This window comes from Mucilaginibacter defluvii, assembly GCF_039543225.1.
Lineage (GTDB): Bacteria > Bacteroidota > Bacteroidia > Sphingobacteriales > Sphingobacteriaceae > Mucilaginibacter > Mucilaginibacter defluvii.
Genome location: NZ_BAABJI010000004.1, coordinates 298,831 through 315,347 on the forward strand (window position 1 = coordinate 298,831; position 16,517 = coordinate 315,347).

9 protein-coding genes and 1 tRNA gene are annotated in these 16,517 nt (G+C 45.4%); 8 read left to right on the top strand and 2 right to left on the bottom strand.

The window, feature by feature from the left end:
• Positions 1-89: 89 nt before the first annotated feature.
• The 6 genes from polA (at position 90) to ABD960_RS18290 (ending at position 10,372) form a co-directional block, all read left to right on the top strand.
• On the top strand, positions 90-2,900 hold the full coding sequence (gene polA / locus ABD960_RS18265) for a DNA polymerase I (RefSeq protein WP_345333453.1): 2,811 nt from the start codon (positions 90-92) through the stop codon (positions 2,898-2,900).
• 159 nt (positions 2,901-3,059) lie between these two features.
• Positions 3,060-4,367 carry a UDP-N-acetylmuramoyl-tripeptide--D-alanyl-D-alanine ligase gene (locus tag ABD960_RS18270; protein ID WP_345333455.1) on the top strand — a complete coding sequence of 436 codons (1,308 nt, stop codon included), beginning with the start codon at positions 3,060-3,062 and terminating at the stop codon, positions 4,365-4,367.
• 88 nt (positions 4,368-4,455) lie between these two features.
• Positions 4,456-6,684 (top strand): putative Ig domain-containing protein, encoded by a 2,229-nt coding sequence (locus ABD960_RS18275; protein ID WP_345333457.1) that lies wholly within the window; start codon positions 4,456-4,458, stop codon positions 6,682-6,684.
• Positions 6,685-6,731: 47 nt separating this feature from the next.
• Complete coding sequence (locus ABD960_RS18280) at positions 6,732-7,733, top strand: phosphotransferase enzyme family protein (RefSeq protein WP_345333459.1); 1,002 nt, start codon at positions 6,732-6,734, stop codon at positions 7,731-7,733.
• Positions 7,734-7,839: 106 nt separating this feature from the next.
• A complete protein-coding gene (locus tag ABD960_RS18285) occupies positions 7,840-9,159 on the top strand; it encodes an APC family permease (protein ID WP_345333461.1) in 1,320 nt (439 codons plus the stop codon).
• Positions 9,160-9,187: 28 nt separating this feature from the next.
• Entirely contained in the window at positions 9,188-10,372 is a 1,185-nt protein-coding gene (locus tag ABD960_RS18290) for an aminotransferase class V-fold PLP-dependent enzyme (protein WP_345333463.1), read from the top strand.
• Here the strand turns inward: ABD960_RS18290 and ABD960_RS18295 are convergent.
• A complete protein-coding gene (locus tag ABD960_RS18295; RefSeq protein WP_345333465.1) occupies positions 10,314-11,759 on the bottom strand; it encodes a S41 family peptidase in 1,446 nt (481 codons plus the stop codon). The two genes, ABD960_RS18290 and ABD960_RS18295, sit on opposite strands and share 59 nt — an antisense overlap.
• A gap of 517 nt (positions 11,760-12,276) precedes the next feature.
• Here ABD960_RS18295 and ABD960_RS18300 point away from each other — a divergent pair.
• A tRNA-Arg gene (locus ABD960_RS18300) sits at positions 12,277-12,348 on the top strand.
• Positions 12,349-12,523: 175 nt separating this feature from the next.
• Here the strand turns inward: ABD960_RS18300 and ABD960_RS18305 are convergent.
• Positions 12,524-13,132, bottom strand: coding sequence for a TetR family transcriptional regulator (locus tag ABD960_RS18305; protein ID WP_345333467.1), 609 nt, complete (start codon positions 13,130-13,132; stop codon positions 12,524-12,526).
• A gap of 141 nt (positions 13,133-13,273) precedes the next feature.
• Here ABD960_RS18305 and ABD960_RS18310 point away from each other — a divergent pair, with 141 nt between their 5' ends.
• Positions 13,274-16,513: a SusC/RagA family TonB-linked outer membrane protein gene (locus ABD960_RS18310; protein ID WP_345333469.1), complete on the top strand. Its 3,240-nt coding sequence runs from the start codon at positions 13,274-13,276 to the stop codon at positions 16,511-16,513.
• Positions 16,514-16,517: the final 4 nt, after the last annotated feature.

Consider the following 16,517-nt stretch of genomic DNA (forward strand, 5'->3'; position numbering starts at 1 on the left):
GACGTCAAGCGCAGCGATGACAGGGTGAGTAAAATATTGTACTTTTGAAGCGATCGGTGAAATCACCCTGAATCAGTGAAATCATATTTATGAAAAAACTTTTTTTATTGGATGGCATGGCGCTTATTTACCGCGCCCACTTTGCGTTAAGTAAAAACCCAAGGTTTACTTCGGGTGGCATGAATACATCTGCCGTGATGGGTTTCACCAACACCCTGCTTGATGTATTGCGTAAAGAAAAGCCAACCCACATGGCCGTGGTATTTGATACTGACGCACCCACCGAACGTCATACTGAATTTGAAGCATACAAGGCGCACCGTGAGGCCATGCCCGAGGATCTTTCAAAGGCGCTGCCTTATGTAATTAAAGTAATATTGGGCTTTAATATCCCAGTCATCACATCGGATGGCTATGAGGCTGATGATATTATAGGCACACTGGCTAAAAAAGCCGAGCAACGAGGCTACCAGGTATACTGCATGACGCCCGATAAGGATTTTGCCCAACTGGTTAGCGAAAACATCTTTATTTACAAACCTGCACGCATGGGTAACGATATGGAGATACTGGGCGTAAAGGAAGTGCTGGCCAAATGGGAAGTAGAGCGTGTTGAACAGGTAATAGATATACTCGGCCTTTGGGGCGATGCGGTGGATAATATTCCTGGTATCCCTGGTGTGGGCGAAAAAACGGCTAAATCACTCATAAAAACTTATGGCTCTGTTGAAAATATTATTGCCAACAGTCATGAACTGAAAGGCAAGCTGAAAGAGAACGTTGAAACCTATGCCGAGCAGGGCCTGCTCTCCAAAAAGCTGGCTACCATAATGCTGAACGCCCCGGTTGAACTGGATGAGGAAGGGCTGGAAATATGCGCCCCAAGCCGCGACTTGCTGGAGCCTTTGTTTGCCGAACTGGAATTCCGCACCTTGGGCAAACGTGTGTTTGGCGAGGAATACAGCATTACCGAGCTAAAAGCCGCGTCGGTACAAACCGATTTGTTTGGCAACCCGGTTAACGGCGGTTACACCAGCCTTACCGTTGATGTTACCAATATTAAAGAGCCGGAAACCCCGGTAATCGCCAAAAATATAACTAATACCGAGCATCAATACCACCTGGCTGATACGCCTGAAAAACGTGCGGAACTGATAGCCCTGCTAAAACAGCAAAAAGACATTTGTTTTGATACCGAAACCACCGGTACCGATGCTAACCATTGCGAACTGGTCGGCCTTTCGTTCGCGGTGAAACCTGGCGAGGCCTGGTATGTGCCGGTGCCGCCAACCGAGGCAGAAGCCAAAGCGCTGGTAGCCGAGTTTAAAGAAGTGCTCGAGGATGAAAACATCGGTAAAACCGGCCAGAACATCAAGTTTGATGTAATGATTTTGAAATGGTATGATATCAAGGTAAAAGGCAACCTGTTTGATACAATGCTGGCGCACTACGTGCTTGATCCGGATACCCGGCATAACATGGACATACTGGCCGAAAACTATTTAGGTTATACCCCGGTTTCCATCACCTCGCTGATCGGGCCAAAAGGCAAGAACCAGGGCAACATGCGCGATGTAGAGATCGAAAAGATAAAGGATTATGCTGCCGAGGATGCTGACATCACCCTACAATTAAAACAGGTGTTTGAGCCGAAGATAAAACAGGCCGAAGCCGAGAAACTGATCAATGAGATTGAGCATCCGCTGATCTATGTATTGGCTGATATGGAGTGTGAGGGTGTAAAAATCGACGAGGGTACGCTAAAAGAGTTTTCAAAAGATTTGACTACAGACTTGGCCAAGTTAGAAGCGGTAGTTTACGAAAAAGCGGGGGTTCGTTTCAACATATCATCGCCCAAACAATTAGGCGAAGTGCTGTTTGAAAAATTACAGCTCGATCCCAAGGCTAAAAAAACCAAAACCGGTCAGTACCAAACCGGTGAAGATGTATTGCTGGCTTTGGCTACAAAAAGCGATATTGTAAAGGATATCCTGGATTTCAGGCAGTTGCTCAAATTGAAATCAACCTACGTAGACGCCCTGCCGCAAATGATCAACCCTAAAACGGGACGGGTGCATACTTCATACAATCAGGCTGTGGCAGCAACCGGTCGTTTAAGTTCGCAAAACCCCAACCTGCAAAATATACCTATCCGTACCGAGCGTGGCAGGGAGGTGCGTAAGGCATTCATTCCGCGCGATAGCGGGCATACCATAATCTCTGCGGATTATTCGCAGATCGAGCTGCGTATCATCGCCGAGATAAGCAAGGATGAGAACATGATGCAGGCCTTTTTAAATAATATTGATATTCATACCGCTACGGCTGCCAATGTTTATGGTGTGCCTGTAGCTGAGGTTGATAGCACGCAGCGCCGTAATGCCAAGGCGGTTAACTTTGGTATAATCTATGGGCAATCGGCCTTTGGGTTATCGCAAAACCTGGGCATTCCGCGTAAAGAGGCTGCGGAGATCATCGAACAATATTTTATCCAGTTCCCCGGTATAAAAAAATACATGGCCGACACCATGAACTTTGCACGTGAAAACGGCTATGTAAACACACTGATGGGGCGTCGTCGTTACCTGCGCGATATCAATTCGGCCAACGCAACCGTACGCGGGTTTGCCGAACGAAATGCTATTAACGCCCCGATACAAGGCTCGGCCGCAGATATGATCAAGATAGCCATGATCAACATACACCGCGAGCTGAAGGCGCAAAAACTGCAAGGTAAAATGACCATGCAGGTGCATGATGAGTTGGTGTTTGACGTGCCGCACCACGAGGTTGAGCTGGTAAAGCCCATCATAATGGAGAACATGAAGAACGCCATTAAAACCGAAGTACCTATTATTGTTGAAATAGGCAGCGGCAGCAACTGGCTGGAAGCGCATTGATGTTAAACTTTATTTGTTGAAGGCCTGTCACCCTGAGTTTGTCGAAGGGTGCGTGAGTGAAGACAATTGTTCGCTATGCTTTGACAGGCTCAGCATGACATCAACACAAATTTATTTACCACTGGTTCATTGATTATTAATTTTATTTACTTTGAAGTCATGACCATCGACCATCTATACCAACTATATATCAAGCATCCGGTTATCAGTACCGATACCCGTCGAATAGCGCCCGGCAGCCTGTTTTTTGCACTGAAGGGTGATAAGTTTGATGCCAATACTTTTGCGGCGCAGGCTGTTGCGGCGGGGGCGGCTTATGCGGTAATTGACAATGCACACTATCGTGTTAGCGAACAATATATACTGGTTGATGATGCGCTGGACACCTTGCAGGATCTGGCCCGTTACCACCGTAAGCAACTTAACATCCCGGTAATTGGCTTAACCGGCAGTAACGGCAAAACAACTACCAAAGAGCTGATTAACGCTGTGCTGTCGCAGCATTTTAATACGCTGGCCACACAGGGCAACCTGAATAACCATATCGGTGTGCCGCTAACCATTTTAAGTATCACGGCGGAGCATGAAGCCGCAATAATCGAGATGGGTGCTAATCACCAAAAGGAAATTGAGATGCTTTGCACCATATCGCAGCCTACGCACGGGCTGATCACCAACGTGGGTAAGGCACACCTCGAAGGCTTTGGCGGGGTTGAGGGTGTTAAAAAGGGTAAAGGCGAATTGTATGATTACCTGGCCGCGCATAGCGCCAACGTTTTTGTTAATGCCGATGATGCCACATTACAGCAAATGGCTGCTGACCGTACTTTTAAAAAGCAACTGTTTTACGGCACACAAAGTGCTGATAACCTGATTAACGGTAAGTTGATAGACAATGCGCCGCATTTAGTACTTGAATGGCATGAAAAAGGGTCGTCAAAAACGCATCTGGTAAAATCAAACCTTACCGGGGTTTATAACCTTGGTAACATATTAGCCGCCATCTGTATCGGCACTTACCTGGGTTTGAGTCCGGCAGAGATTAATAAGGGACTTGAGGGTTATCAACCCAATAACAATCGCTCACAAATTGTAAAAACCGCTACTAATACGCTTATTTGCGATTACTACAACGCCAACCCCAGCAGCATGATGGTGGCCATTGAGAATGTAAACAAGCTAAGCGCAGAAAAAAAAGTACTCATTTTGGGTGATATGTTTGAAATGGGCGATGAAGCGCCTGCGGAGCATTTGGCCGTTATTGAAAAAGCGGCAGCAGCAAACGTTGATGAGCGTATTTTTATCGGCAACGAGTTTTACAATGCACGCGCATCACACACCGGCCACTATTATCATACTGCCGAGGATGCCATTACTGCGTTGCAGAATAACCCCATTACCAATGCAACTATCCTGATAAAAGGATCACGCGGCATGGCGTTGGAGCGATTGGTTTCGCTTTTGTAAATAAGTAATTCAAGCATTTATATCTGTTGTTTTTTAGTTGTATTCTACGAATTGAAAATGTAGTTTAGACATTTCTAAACCACAACCAATGCGTAAACTATTAATTATGACCTGTATGGCGGCATTCGCCTACACGGCAACGGCTCAGCGCGTGCAAATGCTGCAGGCCAAATTCAGCAAAGGCAACGAGGCTGCATGGCGCAATCCGGCTTTCAACGATGCTGCCTGGCAAACGCTAAAAACCTCATCTTTTTGGGAAAAACAGGGCGTTAATTACAACGGCTATGCCTGGTACCGCATCCATGTTACCGTTCCATCGTCATTAAGGACAAAATCAGCACTGAAAGATTCGCTGCTGCTTAACCTGGCTTACATTGATGATTGCGATGAGGTGTTTTTTAACGGTAAAAAAGTAGGTCAAACCGGGCGTTTCCCCGAGGAGCAGGGCGGCTACTCAACCGCTTATTTTAAAGAACGGGTATATCGCCTTGCATTAAAGGATATCACCGTGAACTGGGATAAAGAAAACATCATCGCCATAAAGGTATATGATGGCGACGGCGATGGCGGCTTAGGTAACGGCACGCCATACCTGGCCATGCTTGATTATATTGATAACATATCAATCAACACCAATAACAACTTTACGTTTGCTGATGGAAAAGTGAAGAAAGCGGTAAAGCTTGTTAACAGGAATAAGGAAGGTGTTAAGGGTGTATTTTCTATCAGCGCCAAAGATGAAGAGACCGGGAAAATCATTTATTCAAAAGAACAAGGTATAGGCTTTTTGCCTAAGCGCGAATCGCCTAAAGACTATGTTGATATTCCAGTTGAAATTGCCGGCAAACCGGGCATTACCCTCACGTATAAATTCACCGAACAAAGAACCGGCAAAAGCATTACCGCTACCGAGCAGCCGCCCTACATATTAACTCCCAAAGCGCCCGCTACGCCCCGCATAAACGGCGCGCAGGTAACCGGGGTAAGGCCAAATTCTCCTTTAATTTATAAGATAGCTGCGACAGGTAAAAAGCCGTTAAGTTATTCGGCCGCGCAGCTGCCCGAAGGTTTAAAGCTGGATGCCGCGACAGGTATTATCACCGGCTCAATAGCCAAGGGGGGAGATTATCCGGTTAAGCTCACTGTAAAAAATGCATTGGGTACCACCAGCCGAACACTCACCATTAAGGTTGGCGACCTGCTGGCCTTAACCCCGGCAATGGGCTGGAACAGCTGGAACTGCTGGGGCCTTTCGGTAACTGCCGACAAGGTAAAAAGCTCGGCGCAGGCGCTGATCGACAAAGGTTTGATTGACCACGGCTGGACCTACATTAATGTGGACGATGCCTGGGAAGCCCCGGCTCGCGCTGCCGATGGCGCTATTGTTACCAATGAAAAATTTCCGGATATGAAAGCGCTGGGCGACTGGCTGCACAGCCATGGCTTAAAATTCGGTATCTATTCGTCGCCCGGCAGGCTTACCTGCGGCGGTTACTTAGGCTCACTGGGCCATGAGTTGCAGGATGCCGAAACGTATAACAAATGGGGCGTTGATTACCTGAAACACGACTGGTGCTCGTACAGCGAAGTAGCCGGTAGCGATACCTCGCTCGAAACCTTTATGAAGCCTTACCGTGTGATGCAAAAAGCGTTACGCTCGCAGCCTCGCGACATTTACTATAGCCTTTGCCAGTACGGCATGAAGGATGTTTGGAAATGGGGCCCGCAGGTTGATGCCAACAGCTGGCGTACCACAGGCGACATTACCGATACCTGGGAAAGCTTGTATGAAATAGGCTTCCGCCAGTACAAAATTTCTGAATATGCCAAGCCCGGCCGCTGGAATGACCCGGATATGTTGATTGTAGGCAAAGTAGGCTGGAGCGGTAATTTGCGGAATACCCGTTTAACGCCTGATGAGCAATATACCCACATCAGCCTGTGGAGCCTGCTGGCCTCGCCGCTGCTGATTGGTTGCGACATTAGCCAGATGGATGATTTTACCCTCAACTTGCTTACTAATGATGAGGTAATAGCCGTTAACCAGGATGTGCTGGGTAAGCAAGCCCGCCGTGTACTGGCTAAGGATGATTACGAGGTGTATGTTAAAGAACTGGCCGACGGCAGCAAAGCGGTAGGCTTTTTTAATTTGAGTAAAAAATACCGCACCATCACTGTAAAACCGTCTGAGATAGGATTGAGCCCATCAGCCCAGGTGCGTGATGTATGGCGCCAGAAAGATTTGGGTAAAGCAGCCGCAGGCTTTACTTACAAACTTGCACCACATGGTGTAATGATGATCCGGGTAAAAGGCTAATCACCTTCCACACAACGGGCATCATGCGCAAATAATTATATTTGTGCATGATGCCTGTTTATCCTACCCAATACTCAACCTTATCCGCCTCCGCCTTAAATGTTACGCTGCAGCAAAATTACGCGTTAACAGGCACCACCTGCCGCCTGCTGATACGCAACGTGAGCGATACTTATCTGATTGAAAACGAAACTGAAAAATATATTTTTAAAATATACCGCGACGCCCACCGCAAGCGTGCCGAAATACTGGCCGAGGTAGAACTCCTTAATATTTTGCATGCTAGCGGGCTTAAGGTTGCTTACCCATTAACAGATGAAAGCGGGCAACAGCTACAGGCGTTCAACGCTGCCGAGGGTACGCGCTATGGCGTATTGTTCAGCTTTGCCGAAGGTGAGCCGGTGTATGATCTTTCGCCTGAGCATCTGCGTACCTTAGGCCATGCCATGGCACATTTCCATAACATCAGCAGTAAAACCAAATTACAATACCCGCGGCATGAATTTACTGTTGATACCATGCTGCTGCAACCGGTTGAGGTAGCGGCCCCGGCGTTTAAAAATTTGCCTGAAGAATATAATTTTCTTAAAGATACCTCGCATTATGTAGCTGGAAAGATCAACGATTTCGACACCTCAAAATTCAGCTTTGGTTATTGCCATTACGATTTCCTGCCTAAAAACTTTCATTTTGTAAATCCGCATACCCTTACTTTTTTTGATTTTGACTTTTGCGGATGGGGGATGCTGGCCAATGATGTAGCCTCGTTCTACGTGCATTACTTTATGGAAACCACCCTTAACAAAATTACCAGGGAAAGAGGCGATGCTGATTTTCAACTTTTTATTGATGCCTATCGCGAAAAGCGCCCCTTTACCGAGGAGGAATTAGCGGCAGTTCCTTACTTGGGGTTCGCGTTCTGGGTGTTTTACCTGCGTTTCCAGTTCGAGCACTATGATGATTGGTCGAACACATTTTTTAACGACCGCTTTTTGCGTGAACGCATCCGGATTTTAAAACTATGGGCTGAGCGCCATTTCGATTTGTGATACCCGCACAAATCCGGCTCAAAGTAAAACGCGTTTAACGTTGTATTTGATAAGCCGAAATCCTATCTTGACGCCCCGCTAAACGTATTTTGATTAATAGGTTTTTATGAGCATACTTCCAAAACTCAGCCGTTTTGACCTGTCAATGATAGTGATCAGCCTGGTAGTGGGCATGGGCATATTTGCCACGCCGATGGAGGTTTCTAAAAATCTGACCGATCCGTACCTGTATTTCGGCGTGTGGCTTTTCGGCGGCTTTATCAGCCTCTGCGGAGCATTAACGTTTGCCGAGATTGGTGCACGCTACCCGGTTACAGGCGGTTTTTATAAAGCGTTTTCATACAGCTTCCATCCCGCCGTAGCGTTCATGATCAACTGGATATTGGTGATCAGCAACGCTGCATCTGTAGCGGCAGTTACCTTAATTGGCGCTGAGTATGTAGTGCCGCTTGTTATGCCCGCGCATCTGCACAATACCTTTTGGGTAAAAATCGTGGCCATTGCATCCGTGCTGTTACTGTACATTGTAAACATGCGGGGCATAAAAATGAGCGCCAGTACGCAAAACCTGCTTAATCTGCTTAAAATAGCTATTGTGCTGGTTATTTGCAGCGCGATTTTCACGGCGGGCGGGCATGAGCAAACTGTGATCTACAAGGGCGATTACAATACCTGGCATGATGTAGGGATAAGCCTTGTGGCCGTATTTTTCTCTTATGGCGGCTATCAGCAAACCATTAATTTTGGCGGCGACAGTATCAACGCTAAAGTAAACATACCCAAGGCAATAGTAACGGGTATGCTGGTGGTAATCGCGCTGTATATGCTCATCAACGTGGCCTATTACCGGGTATTGGGCATTGCCGAAATGCAGCGCACCCCTGCCCTTGCTGCAGTGCTTGCGGGTTACCATTTCGGGGCGCTCGGTTACAAGATCATGTCGGTACTGATGTTTGTATCGGTGCTTACATTTATTAATGTAAACATCATGTCAAACCCTCGAATATATTACGCCATGGCCGAGGACGGCATATTGCCCGCTGTTTTTAAAAAAGTTAACCCGATAACGCAGATACAAGAGTTCGGACTAACATTTTTCGTGATTGTGGTACTATGCGTTTTATTGTTTGTCGATTCATTCCGCAGTGTGATCAGCTATGTCATGTTCTTTGATACGATAGGACTGTCAACCGCGGCATTATCTGTTTTTATATTGCGCAAACGCACCCGGCACCTCAAATTAGCCTGGATATATCACACAAAGCTTTACCCGGTTATTCCGGTAATGTTTATAATTACTTACTGGCTGGTTACGTTATTCATATTCATGAAACATCCTGTTGCGGCAGCCGTATGCATGGGTATATTTGCAATCGGCCTGCTCATATACTTTATTAGCAAACGTACTAAACAACACATAACCTAAAGCTTTATCGGCACACAATTAAATTACTATGGATCTCTCTTATATATTGAATGAGCTTGGCGAAGAACGCGGACAATATTATAACGCGGTATCGCCGCCGGTAATGCAAACCAGTAATTTCGCGTTTAACACCGTTGCCGATATGCGCGGCGCCATGGGCAACGAGTTTGATGCCACGCTTTACTCGCGCGGCCAAAACCCTACCCTAAATATATTACGCAAAAAACTGGCCGCGCTTGACGGCGCCGAGGACGCGCTGCTTTTCTCGAGCGGTATAGCGGCTATCAGCACTGCTGTAATTGCACTGGTTAAACAAGGCGACCATGTAATATGTGTAGAGAACCCATATAGCTGGACTGATAAGTTATTTAAGCAGTTGCTGCCTAAATTTGGCGTAACTACAACCTTTGTACCCGGCACATCTGTTACCGATTTTGAACAGGCCATAAAACTCGAAACACGTGTTATATACCTGGAAAGCCCCAATACGTTTACCTACGAGCTACAGGATTTACAAGCGGTGGCTGAATTAGCGCAGGCCAAAGGCATTATTACCATAATTGATAACAGCTATTGCACGCCGCTATTTCAGCAACCCGCTAAATTGGGGATTGATTTGGTAGCGCAGTCCGCAACTAAATACATCAGCGGCCACTCTGATGTTATGGCTGGTGTGTTAACCGGCAGCCGTGAACTTATCAGGCAAATATTTGAGCATGAGTTTATGAACCTCGGCCCTGCCCTGTCGCCGCATAGCGCCTGGTTGTTGTTGCGTGGTTTGCGCACATTGCAGTTACGCCTGCAAAGCAGTTTTAACAGCACCCGGATTGTAACCGACTGGCTGACCCGGCATGACGCCGTTGACACTGTGCTCTGGCCCTTTAGCCCATCATTTTCACAAACCGAATTGGCGCACCGGCAAATGCAGGGCTGCGGAGGCTTGTTTAGCATAGCGCTTAAAAACTCTACTTACGCTAAAATTGAGTCGTTTTGTAACAGCCTGCAACATATGCTAATAGCGGTATCATGGGGTGGCCATGAAAGCCTGGTACTACCTGCAATTGCCTCAATACCGCCGGATCAGTATGATACTGAAAATCCAAGGCACCAATACATACGTGTATATATCGGCCTGGAGGATCCGCAGTACCTGATCAGTGACCTGGAACAGGCATTCGAAAAGGCAAAATCAGCCGATGCCGTTTATGGCTAATACCGGCTGAAATCTGATTTATTGTTTTAAATGGCTGAGGCGCTATGTAGATGGTGCCGTTAGCCATCATGGTTTTGCGGGTAAAGCTTTCCACTTTACCGGCAGCGTTACGGTTAACATATAAGCGCGAACTGTTGGGTGCAATGTTAGCGTTAAGTCCGTTTATCACTAAAACATCCGGTTTAACTTCCTGCAAGGTAAAAGTTTCAACCGGTTTGCCGGGCACGCTGTATTTATAAACCAAGCCGTTTTTAGCGGCTGTTATTGATACGTTGTTAGGGTACCTACCGATCAACTCACTATACTTGCTTTTTATATTCACCGGTTTATTAGCAGCCATATTACTGTTATCAATTACCCATTGCGCAGACTCGCGGGTTATGCTGTCCTTACCGGTTTTTACAATATCTTCCAGTATCAGCTTACGGGCGGCCAATAGTGCATCGGCTTTACCGGTATTAACATCAGGTATAACGCCTGTGCCTTCCCAACCTACGTTGCTGCCCGGGCCAACTACCATTTTAAATGGTGTAAAAACAATAAGGTTATTTTTTAATGCCACATATGTACCGGCTATACCGGCTCCGGCTGTAGTATCGCCCACTATGGTTGCCCGATTTAATTTTTGCATAGCATACGCAAATCCTTCAGATGCTGATCCGGTGCCCCTGCCTACCAACAAATACACTTTTGCATCAGGATTACGCCTGCCGGGTACGTAAGCGTAGGTCCACTCCTGCTCATCCTGCTTGCGGTCCTTATAAAAACCGTTCAGGTAAAACTGCTCGTGGCCGGCATTGTAAAAGTACGACGATAGGAAGCGCCCCATCTGCCCCGTACCGCCCGGGTTATGCCTGATATCAATAACGATGTATTTACTGTAAGCGGCCATATTCATAGCCGCAGCCGCCATCTCAAACGCTTCTTTTGAACCATAGAACGGTCCCGGCGCATCAATATAAGCCGTTGAGGTAGCTCCGTCTATTTCTACCTTTTTAAATCCGTAATTGGCGCGGCGCTCGGAGTCATCCTCCCGTTGGTTACCACCGCCGGCTTGCGGCTCCGTCATACTTTTATATACCTGCTCGTTGCGCATAACCCGCAGGTGTACGTCCTTGTGTGCTTTGTTCAAGTCATCAGTCAAGCGCGATGCCAGTTCGTCCTCACTTAAATTATTATACCTACCGGCGGCTTCCGCTTTCTTTAAAGCTTCGCTGTATTTAGCGCTAATGTCGGGGAAGGGGTAGACGTCTACCAGTTTATCAGCCAACTTGGTCACTATTTCATGGCTATCGGCATCATTAACGGCTTGGGCCAGGGCTTGCTCTGTAAAGCCAATTACGCCGAAGGCCGCGATAATTAATATGTTTCTTAAAGGAATTTTCATTACCAGCTGTGATTAAAGGTTCTGTAAATATACAAATTATGATAAAACGTTTTTTCTAATTGCAATTTTAATCTGTCAATATTGTATTGCAACACTTCAGACTATTAGTCAATAAATTTTTTTATGCCGAACCACCTTAAGTAACAGTCTCTTTTTCAGGTGCCTCTCTTTTGTAAATACGGCAAGTCGTGCCCTTGACTAATCTTACGGCGATGCGGTAAGTTCTGATTTTGTCCAAGTCCACCTTTACAAAGAAAAGCTCTTTGTTCAAGTTTGAAAGTTATTTAACCCTGTATGTAATAAACGATAGCCAGACAAACTCAGCGACCTATCATATAGTTTTCATGTATCACGGTTGGTAATTACATCAGCCAGCCCGAAGCACTATGATGTTTTCGTGCGCAAACTGTGCGATTACTTTATAAGTCGTTAAGGGCATAAATGCGCAGCAAATAAATTATGCAGTGCGATTGCCAGCGTCAGCTAAATTTTGCAAATTTGCTTGCTCAAAATATCCGGCCCCGTAGTTCAACGGATAGAATAGAAGTTTCCTAAACTTTAGATATGAGTTCGATTCTCGTCGGGGCTACGTTGAAATGCTGAACATCTGTTAGATGTTCAGCATTTTTTGTTTTAACGATAACGACTTATAACTGAAACGCAGATATCTCATAATTAAATCTTCTGTTTTAAATTAAATAAACACAGAAAGCTATCTATTAACATTTGATTAAACGAGGTACACTAATATAAACCCTTCTGGATTATTTTTCTGCCAATACGTCAAGCCCTAATATTTTAAAAGCCTGCTGCCTGTAACGTTCCAGGTGCATGTCATAGTCGTTAGTATCCTGTATCATACTTAAATAATAGTAAGCACCGTCAGATATTACAAATATCAGATCCGCAGTTTTCGCCGCGTCATCACAGGTTAATTGCCGTTCATCAATGCAGGCCTGTATTAAATTTTGCAACCAGCCGCGCAATAGCAAATGCAGATCGCGAAAACGATGCTTGATCACTTCATTACGAAATATCAGGGCGAAGCAGTTGTAAAAAATACTGTCATCAATGTAATTATCCCATTTTCTGGAAAAAATGTTCTGCATTACAGCTGTCAGTCTTTCAAGCGGATCTGCCTGCTCCAATTCAAATTGATATATATTCTCATATTTCAATATAATGAAGTCGATCAGCCCCAACAGCAAATCATCTTTAGTAGCAAAATAATGCACTACCAGGCTTTGGTGCATATCCAACTCCTTAGCCACTTTACCAAATGATGTATTTTCAATACCCTCACGCTTGGCTACTTCATAAAATGCCTCTACAATGCGCTTTTGCTGATCTTCTTTTAAGCTCCTTCTGCCCATGTTATATAATTCCTAAAAATAAAATTTACTGCGAAGAAAACAGAAAAAAAATAAATTTACTGACTAGTCAGTTTATTTAATGAGCAATTCATGTCAGCTTAACATTGCTGCTTTTCTTTTGCAGCAAATAAAAAGCTGGACATGAAAAAACTTTACATCACATTAATTGCATGTCTGTTACTGTATGCTAACCTTGCTTTTTCACAGCAAACCAAGGTTACAGGCACAGTAAAAGACGATCACGGCGAAACGCTAATCGGCGTATCCGTTCAGGAAAAAGGCAAAACAACCGGTACGCAAACTGACGTTAACGGGGTATATTCCCTCAGTGTATCAACGCCAAACGCTACAATTGTATTTACCTACATTGGTTACGTTAAACAAGAGGTTTCTGTTGGTAACCGTAAATCAATCGACGTAAATCTGAAAGCCGATAATTCTGAGCTGAACGAGGTTGTAGTGGTTGGGTACGGAACACAAAAAAAGGTAAACTTATCCGGCGCGGTTGACCAGATAAGCGCAAAAGCCCTTGCCAGCCGGCCTATATCAAACGTAGCACAGGGCTTGCAGGGTTTAGTGCCCAACCTTAATATTGATTTTGGCTCTGGTGCACCGGGTGCAGCTGCTAATATTAACATTCGGGGTATTACCTCAATCAATGGCGGCGATCCGCTGATATTGATTGATGGTGTACCTTCAGACGCGGTTGAACTAAACCGTTTGAACCCACAGGATATCGAAAATTTATCAGTAATTAAAGATGCGTCATCAGCTGCCGTATATGGCGCGCGTGCCGCGTTTGGCGTGATACTGATTACCACCAAAACAGGCACACAGGATGGTGTGAGCTTAAACTATAGCAACAATTCATCATTTAACAAACCAACGGTAATGCCTGATAAAATTACCGACCCATACATTTATTCACGTTTATTGGAGCTGTCAACCAATAACACACCGTGGGATAACGTAAACTACAGCGATCAATACTATCAATTTGCTAAAGAGCGTTCAGACAATCCGTCAATTCCGGGTGTGCGTGTTAACCCTACTGATAATTCACTTTGGGAATACATGGGTAACCGCGACTGGACACGTTATTTTTTGAGCGATTACACATTCTCTCAGGATCATGCATTATCAATAAGCGGCAGATCGCCAAAGGCGCAATACTACCTGTCAGGCAACTACAACCGCCAAAATGGTGTGCTTAAAATAGCCGATGATTATTTTGACCGTTATAGTTTTCGCAGTAAGGTAAATTACCAGGTTGCGCCGTGGCTCAACCTGGGTAATAACACTTACCTTACATCCACTAAGCGCGAAAACCCGTCTAACTATTCTATCTCGGGTATCTATAACCTTTTTCCGACTGATTTTGATAAGAATCCGGACGGCACATGGGCTAACACAGAAGTGGGCCGTACCGGTGCAAGGCTTACCGAGGGAGGAAAAGCGTCGGATAAATATTTCAGTTTGCAAACACAGTTTAATGCCGAGTTAGCGCTTATTAAAAATAAGTTGAAAGTTAACGGTGAATTTACCTACCGCAGGGGGGCTGAAAATTATGATGAATACGGCTTACCTATTGACATTGGCTTCGGGCCTAATGATGTACGTACTGAAGGGACGAGTTATGTACGCAAGTATACCGGTTTTGATGATTACACGGTATTAAACTTATATGCCACTTATAATCAAAAATGGAACAAGCATGCTTTGAGCGTAATGGGTGGTTACAATCAGGAGTATTCGCGTAGTGAGGTTAATGATTTAACTTTAAATAACCTCATCTCATCATCCTATCCGTCAACCGGTCTGGCAACAGCTTTTGGTGGTTTGCCAACACAGGCTATAGCTGATTGGGCTTTGCAAGGCTTGTTTTACAGGGTTAACTATACATTTGATGACAAGTACATAGTTGAATTTAACGGCCGTTATGATGGTACATCCCGTTTCCCAAAGGATAAGCGCTTTGGTTTCTTCCCTTCGGCATCAGTAGCATGGCGTATTGATCAGGAAGCCTTTATGGAAAACTTACGTGCAACTGTAAGTAACTTTAAACTCAGGGCATCATACGGTTCATTGGGTAATCAGTTAGTTGGTAATTATGATTATATAGCTACTTTGCGCAGAACAACATCAAATTATTTAATAAATGATGAACTGCCGATAACTCTTGCGCCGCCAAGGTTGGTAAGCCCTAACTATACCTGGGAAGATGTTTCAACCATAAACCTGGGTACCGATATTGGCTTATTTAATAACAAGCTGAATTTTACTTTTGATATTTACCAGCGCGATACAAAAGGCATGCTGGTGCCGGGGCAGGAAATGCCGGCTGTTTTAGGTGCAGCATCACCTATTGAAAACTCAGCGGATTTACGTACCCGTGGTTGGGAGTTTTCGGCAGCTTATCAAACAAGTTTCAGAACAAGCAGCGATCCGGTTAACTTCAGTGCACGTTTGGTAGTGTCTGACAGCCGTTCGGAGATTACCCGCTTTGATAACCCGAGCGGGCGTTTAACAAACTATCGTCCGCATATGCAGTTGGGCGAAATATGGGGTTTGCAAAGCGATGGCTTGTTCCAGAACCAGGCGGAGATTGACGCGCTTGACCAATCAGCTATTATTCCGTGGGATGCGCTTTCAATTGTACCAGGCTGGCCAAAGTATAAGGACATTGATGGCAACGGCGCTATAGAAACCGGCCTTACCGCAGGTGATGCCAAGGACCTTAGCGTTATTGGTAACTCATCTCCCCGCTACCGTTTTGGTGTTGATCTGAATGCAAGCTGGAAAGGCTTTGATATACGTGCATTTTTTCAGGGGGTGGCTAAACGCGATTACTATCCGCTTGATTACCTGTACTGGGGTTTTTACCAGCAGCCATATGCCGGTGGATATAGTCACTTGCTTGATTTTTACAGGCCTAATAATGATAGTGATGTTGATAGGGGCAAACACTCGCAAGCCTATTTGAACGCAGGCCTGGCCAACCAAAACCTTGATGCCCGTTACCCTATACTGCAATCGTGGCTGGCTGACGTTAACCTGGGTACTACGACAGGTAACGCCAAAGGTTTGGCTATACCGCAAACCGGTTACATGCTGAATGCGGCATACATTCGCTTTAAAAACCTGACTTTAGGGTATACCTTGCCGGCAACCCTGACCAAAAAATGGGGCATGTCGAACGTAAGATTTTATGTGAGCGGTGAGAACATCTACGAGTGGTCGGCACTCAAAAAGTTCTATGACCCGGAAGCAGTCAACGTTAATGCGGCTATCAATCCGGCATCAAACACCAACCGTAGCGGTAATGGTTATGCTTACCCATGGCAGCGCAGATACTCTATTGGTTTGAATGTAAACTTTTAATAAA

What these genes read in the sequence shown, in the direction of transcription:
- ABD960_RS18270 (WP_345333455.1), top strand. Translation starts at nt 3,060, where the DNA reads ATGACCATCGACCATCTATACCAACTATATATCAAGCATCCGGTTATC.
- ABD960_RS18290 (WP_345333463.1), top strand. Translation starts at nt 9,188, where the DNA reads ATGGATCTCTCTTATATATTGAATGAGCTTGGCGAAGAACGCGGACAA.
- ABD960_RS18275 (WP_345333457.1), top strand. Translation starts at nt 4,456, where the DNA reads ATGCGTAAACTATTAATTATGACCTGTATGGCGGCATTCGCCTACACG.
- ABD960_RS18285 (WP_345333461.1), top strand. Translation starts at nt 7,840, where the DNA reads ATGAGCATACTTCCAAAACTCAGCCGTTTTGACCTGTCAATGATAGTG.
- ABD960_RS18280 (WP_345333459.1), top strand. Translation starts at nt 6,732, where the DNA reads ATGATGCCTGTTTATCCTACCCAATACTCAACCTTATCCGCCTCCGCC.
- ABD960_RS18305 (WP_345333467.1), bottom strand. Translation starts at nt 13,132, where the DNA reads ATGGGCAGAAGGAGCTTAAAAGAAGATCAGCAAAAGCGCATTGTAGAG.
- polA (WP_345333453.1), top strand. Translation starts at nt 90, where the DNA reads ATGAAAAAACTTTTTTTATTGGATGGCATGGCGCTTATTTACCGCGCC.
- ABD960_RS18310 (WP_345333469.1), top strand. Translation starts at nt 13,274, where the DNA reads ATGAAAAAACTTTACATCACATTAATTGCATGTCTGTTACTGTATGCT.
- ABD960_RS18295 (WP_345333465.1), bottom strand. Translation starts at nt 11,759, where the DNA reads ATGAAAATTCCTTTAAGAAACATATTAATTATCGCGGCCTTCGGCGTA.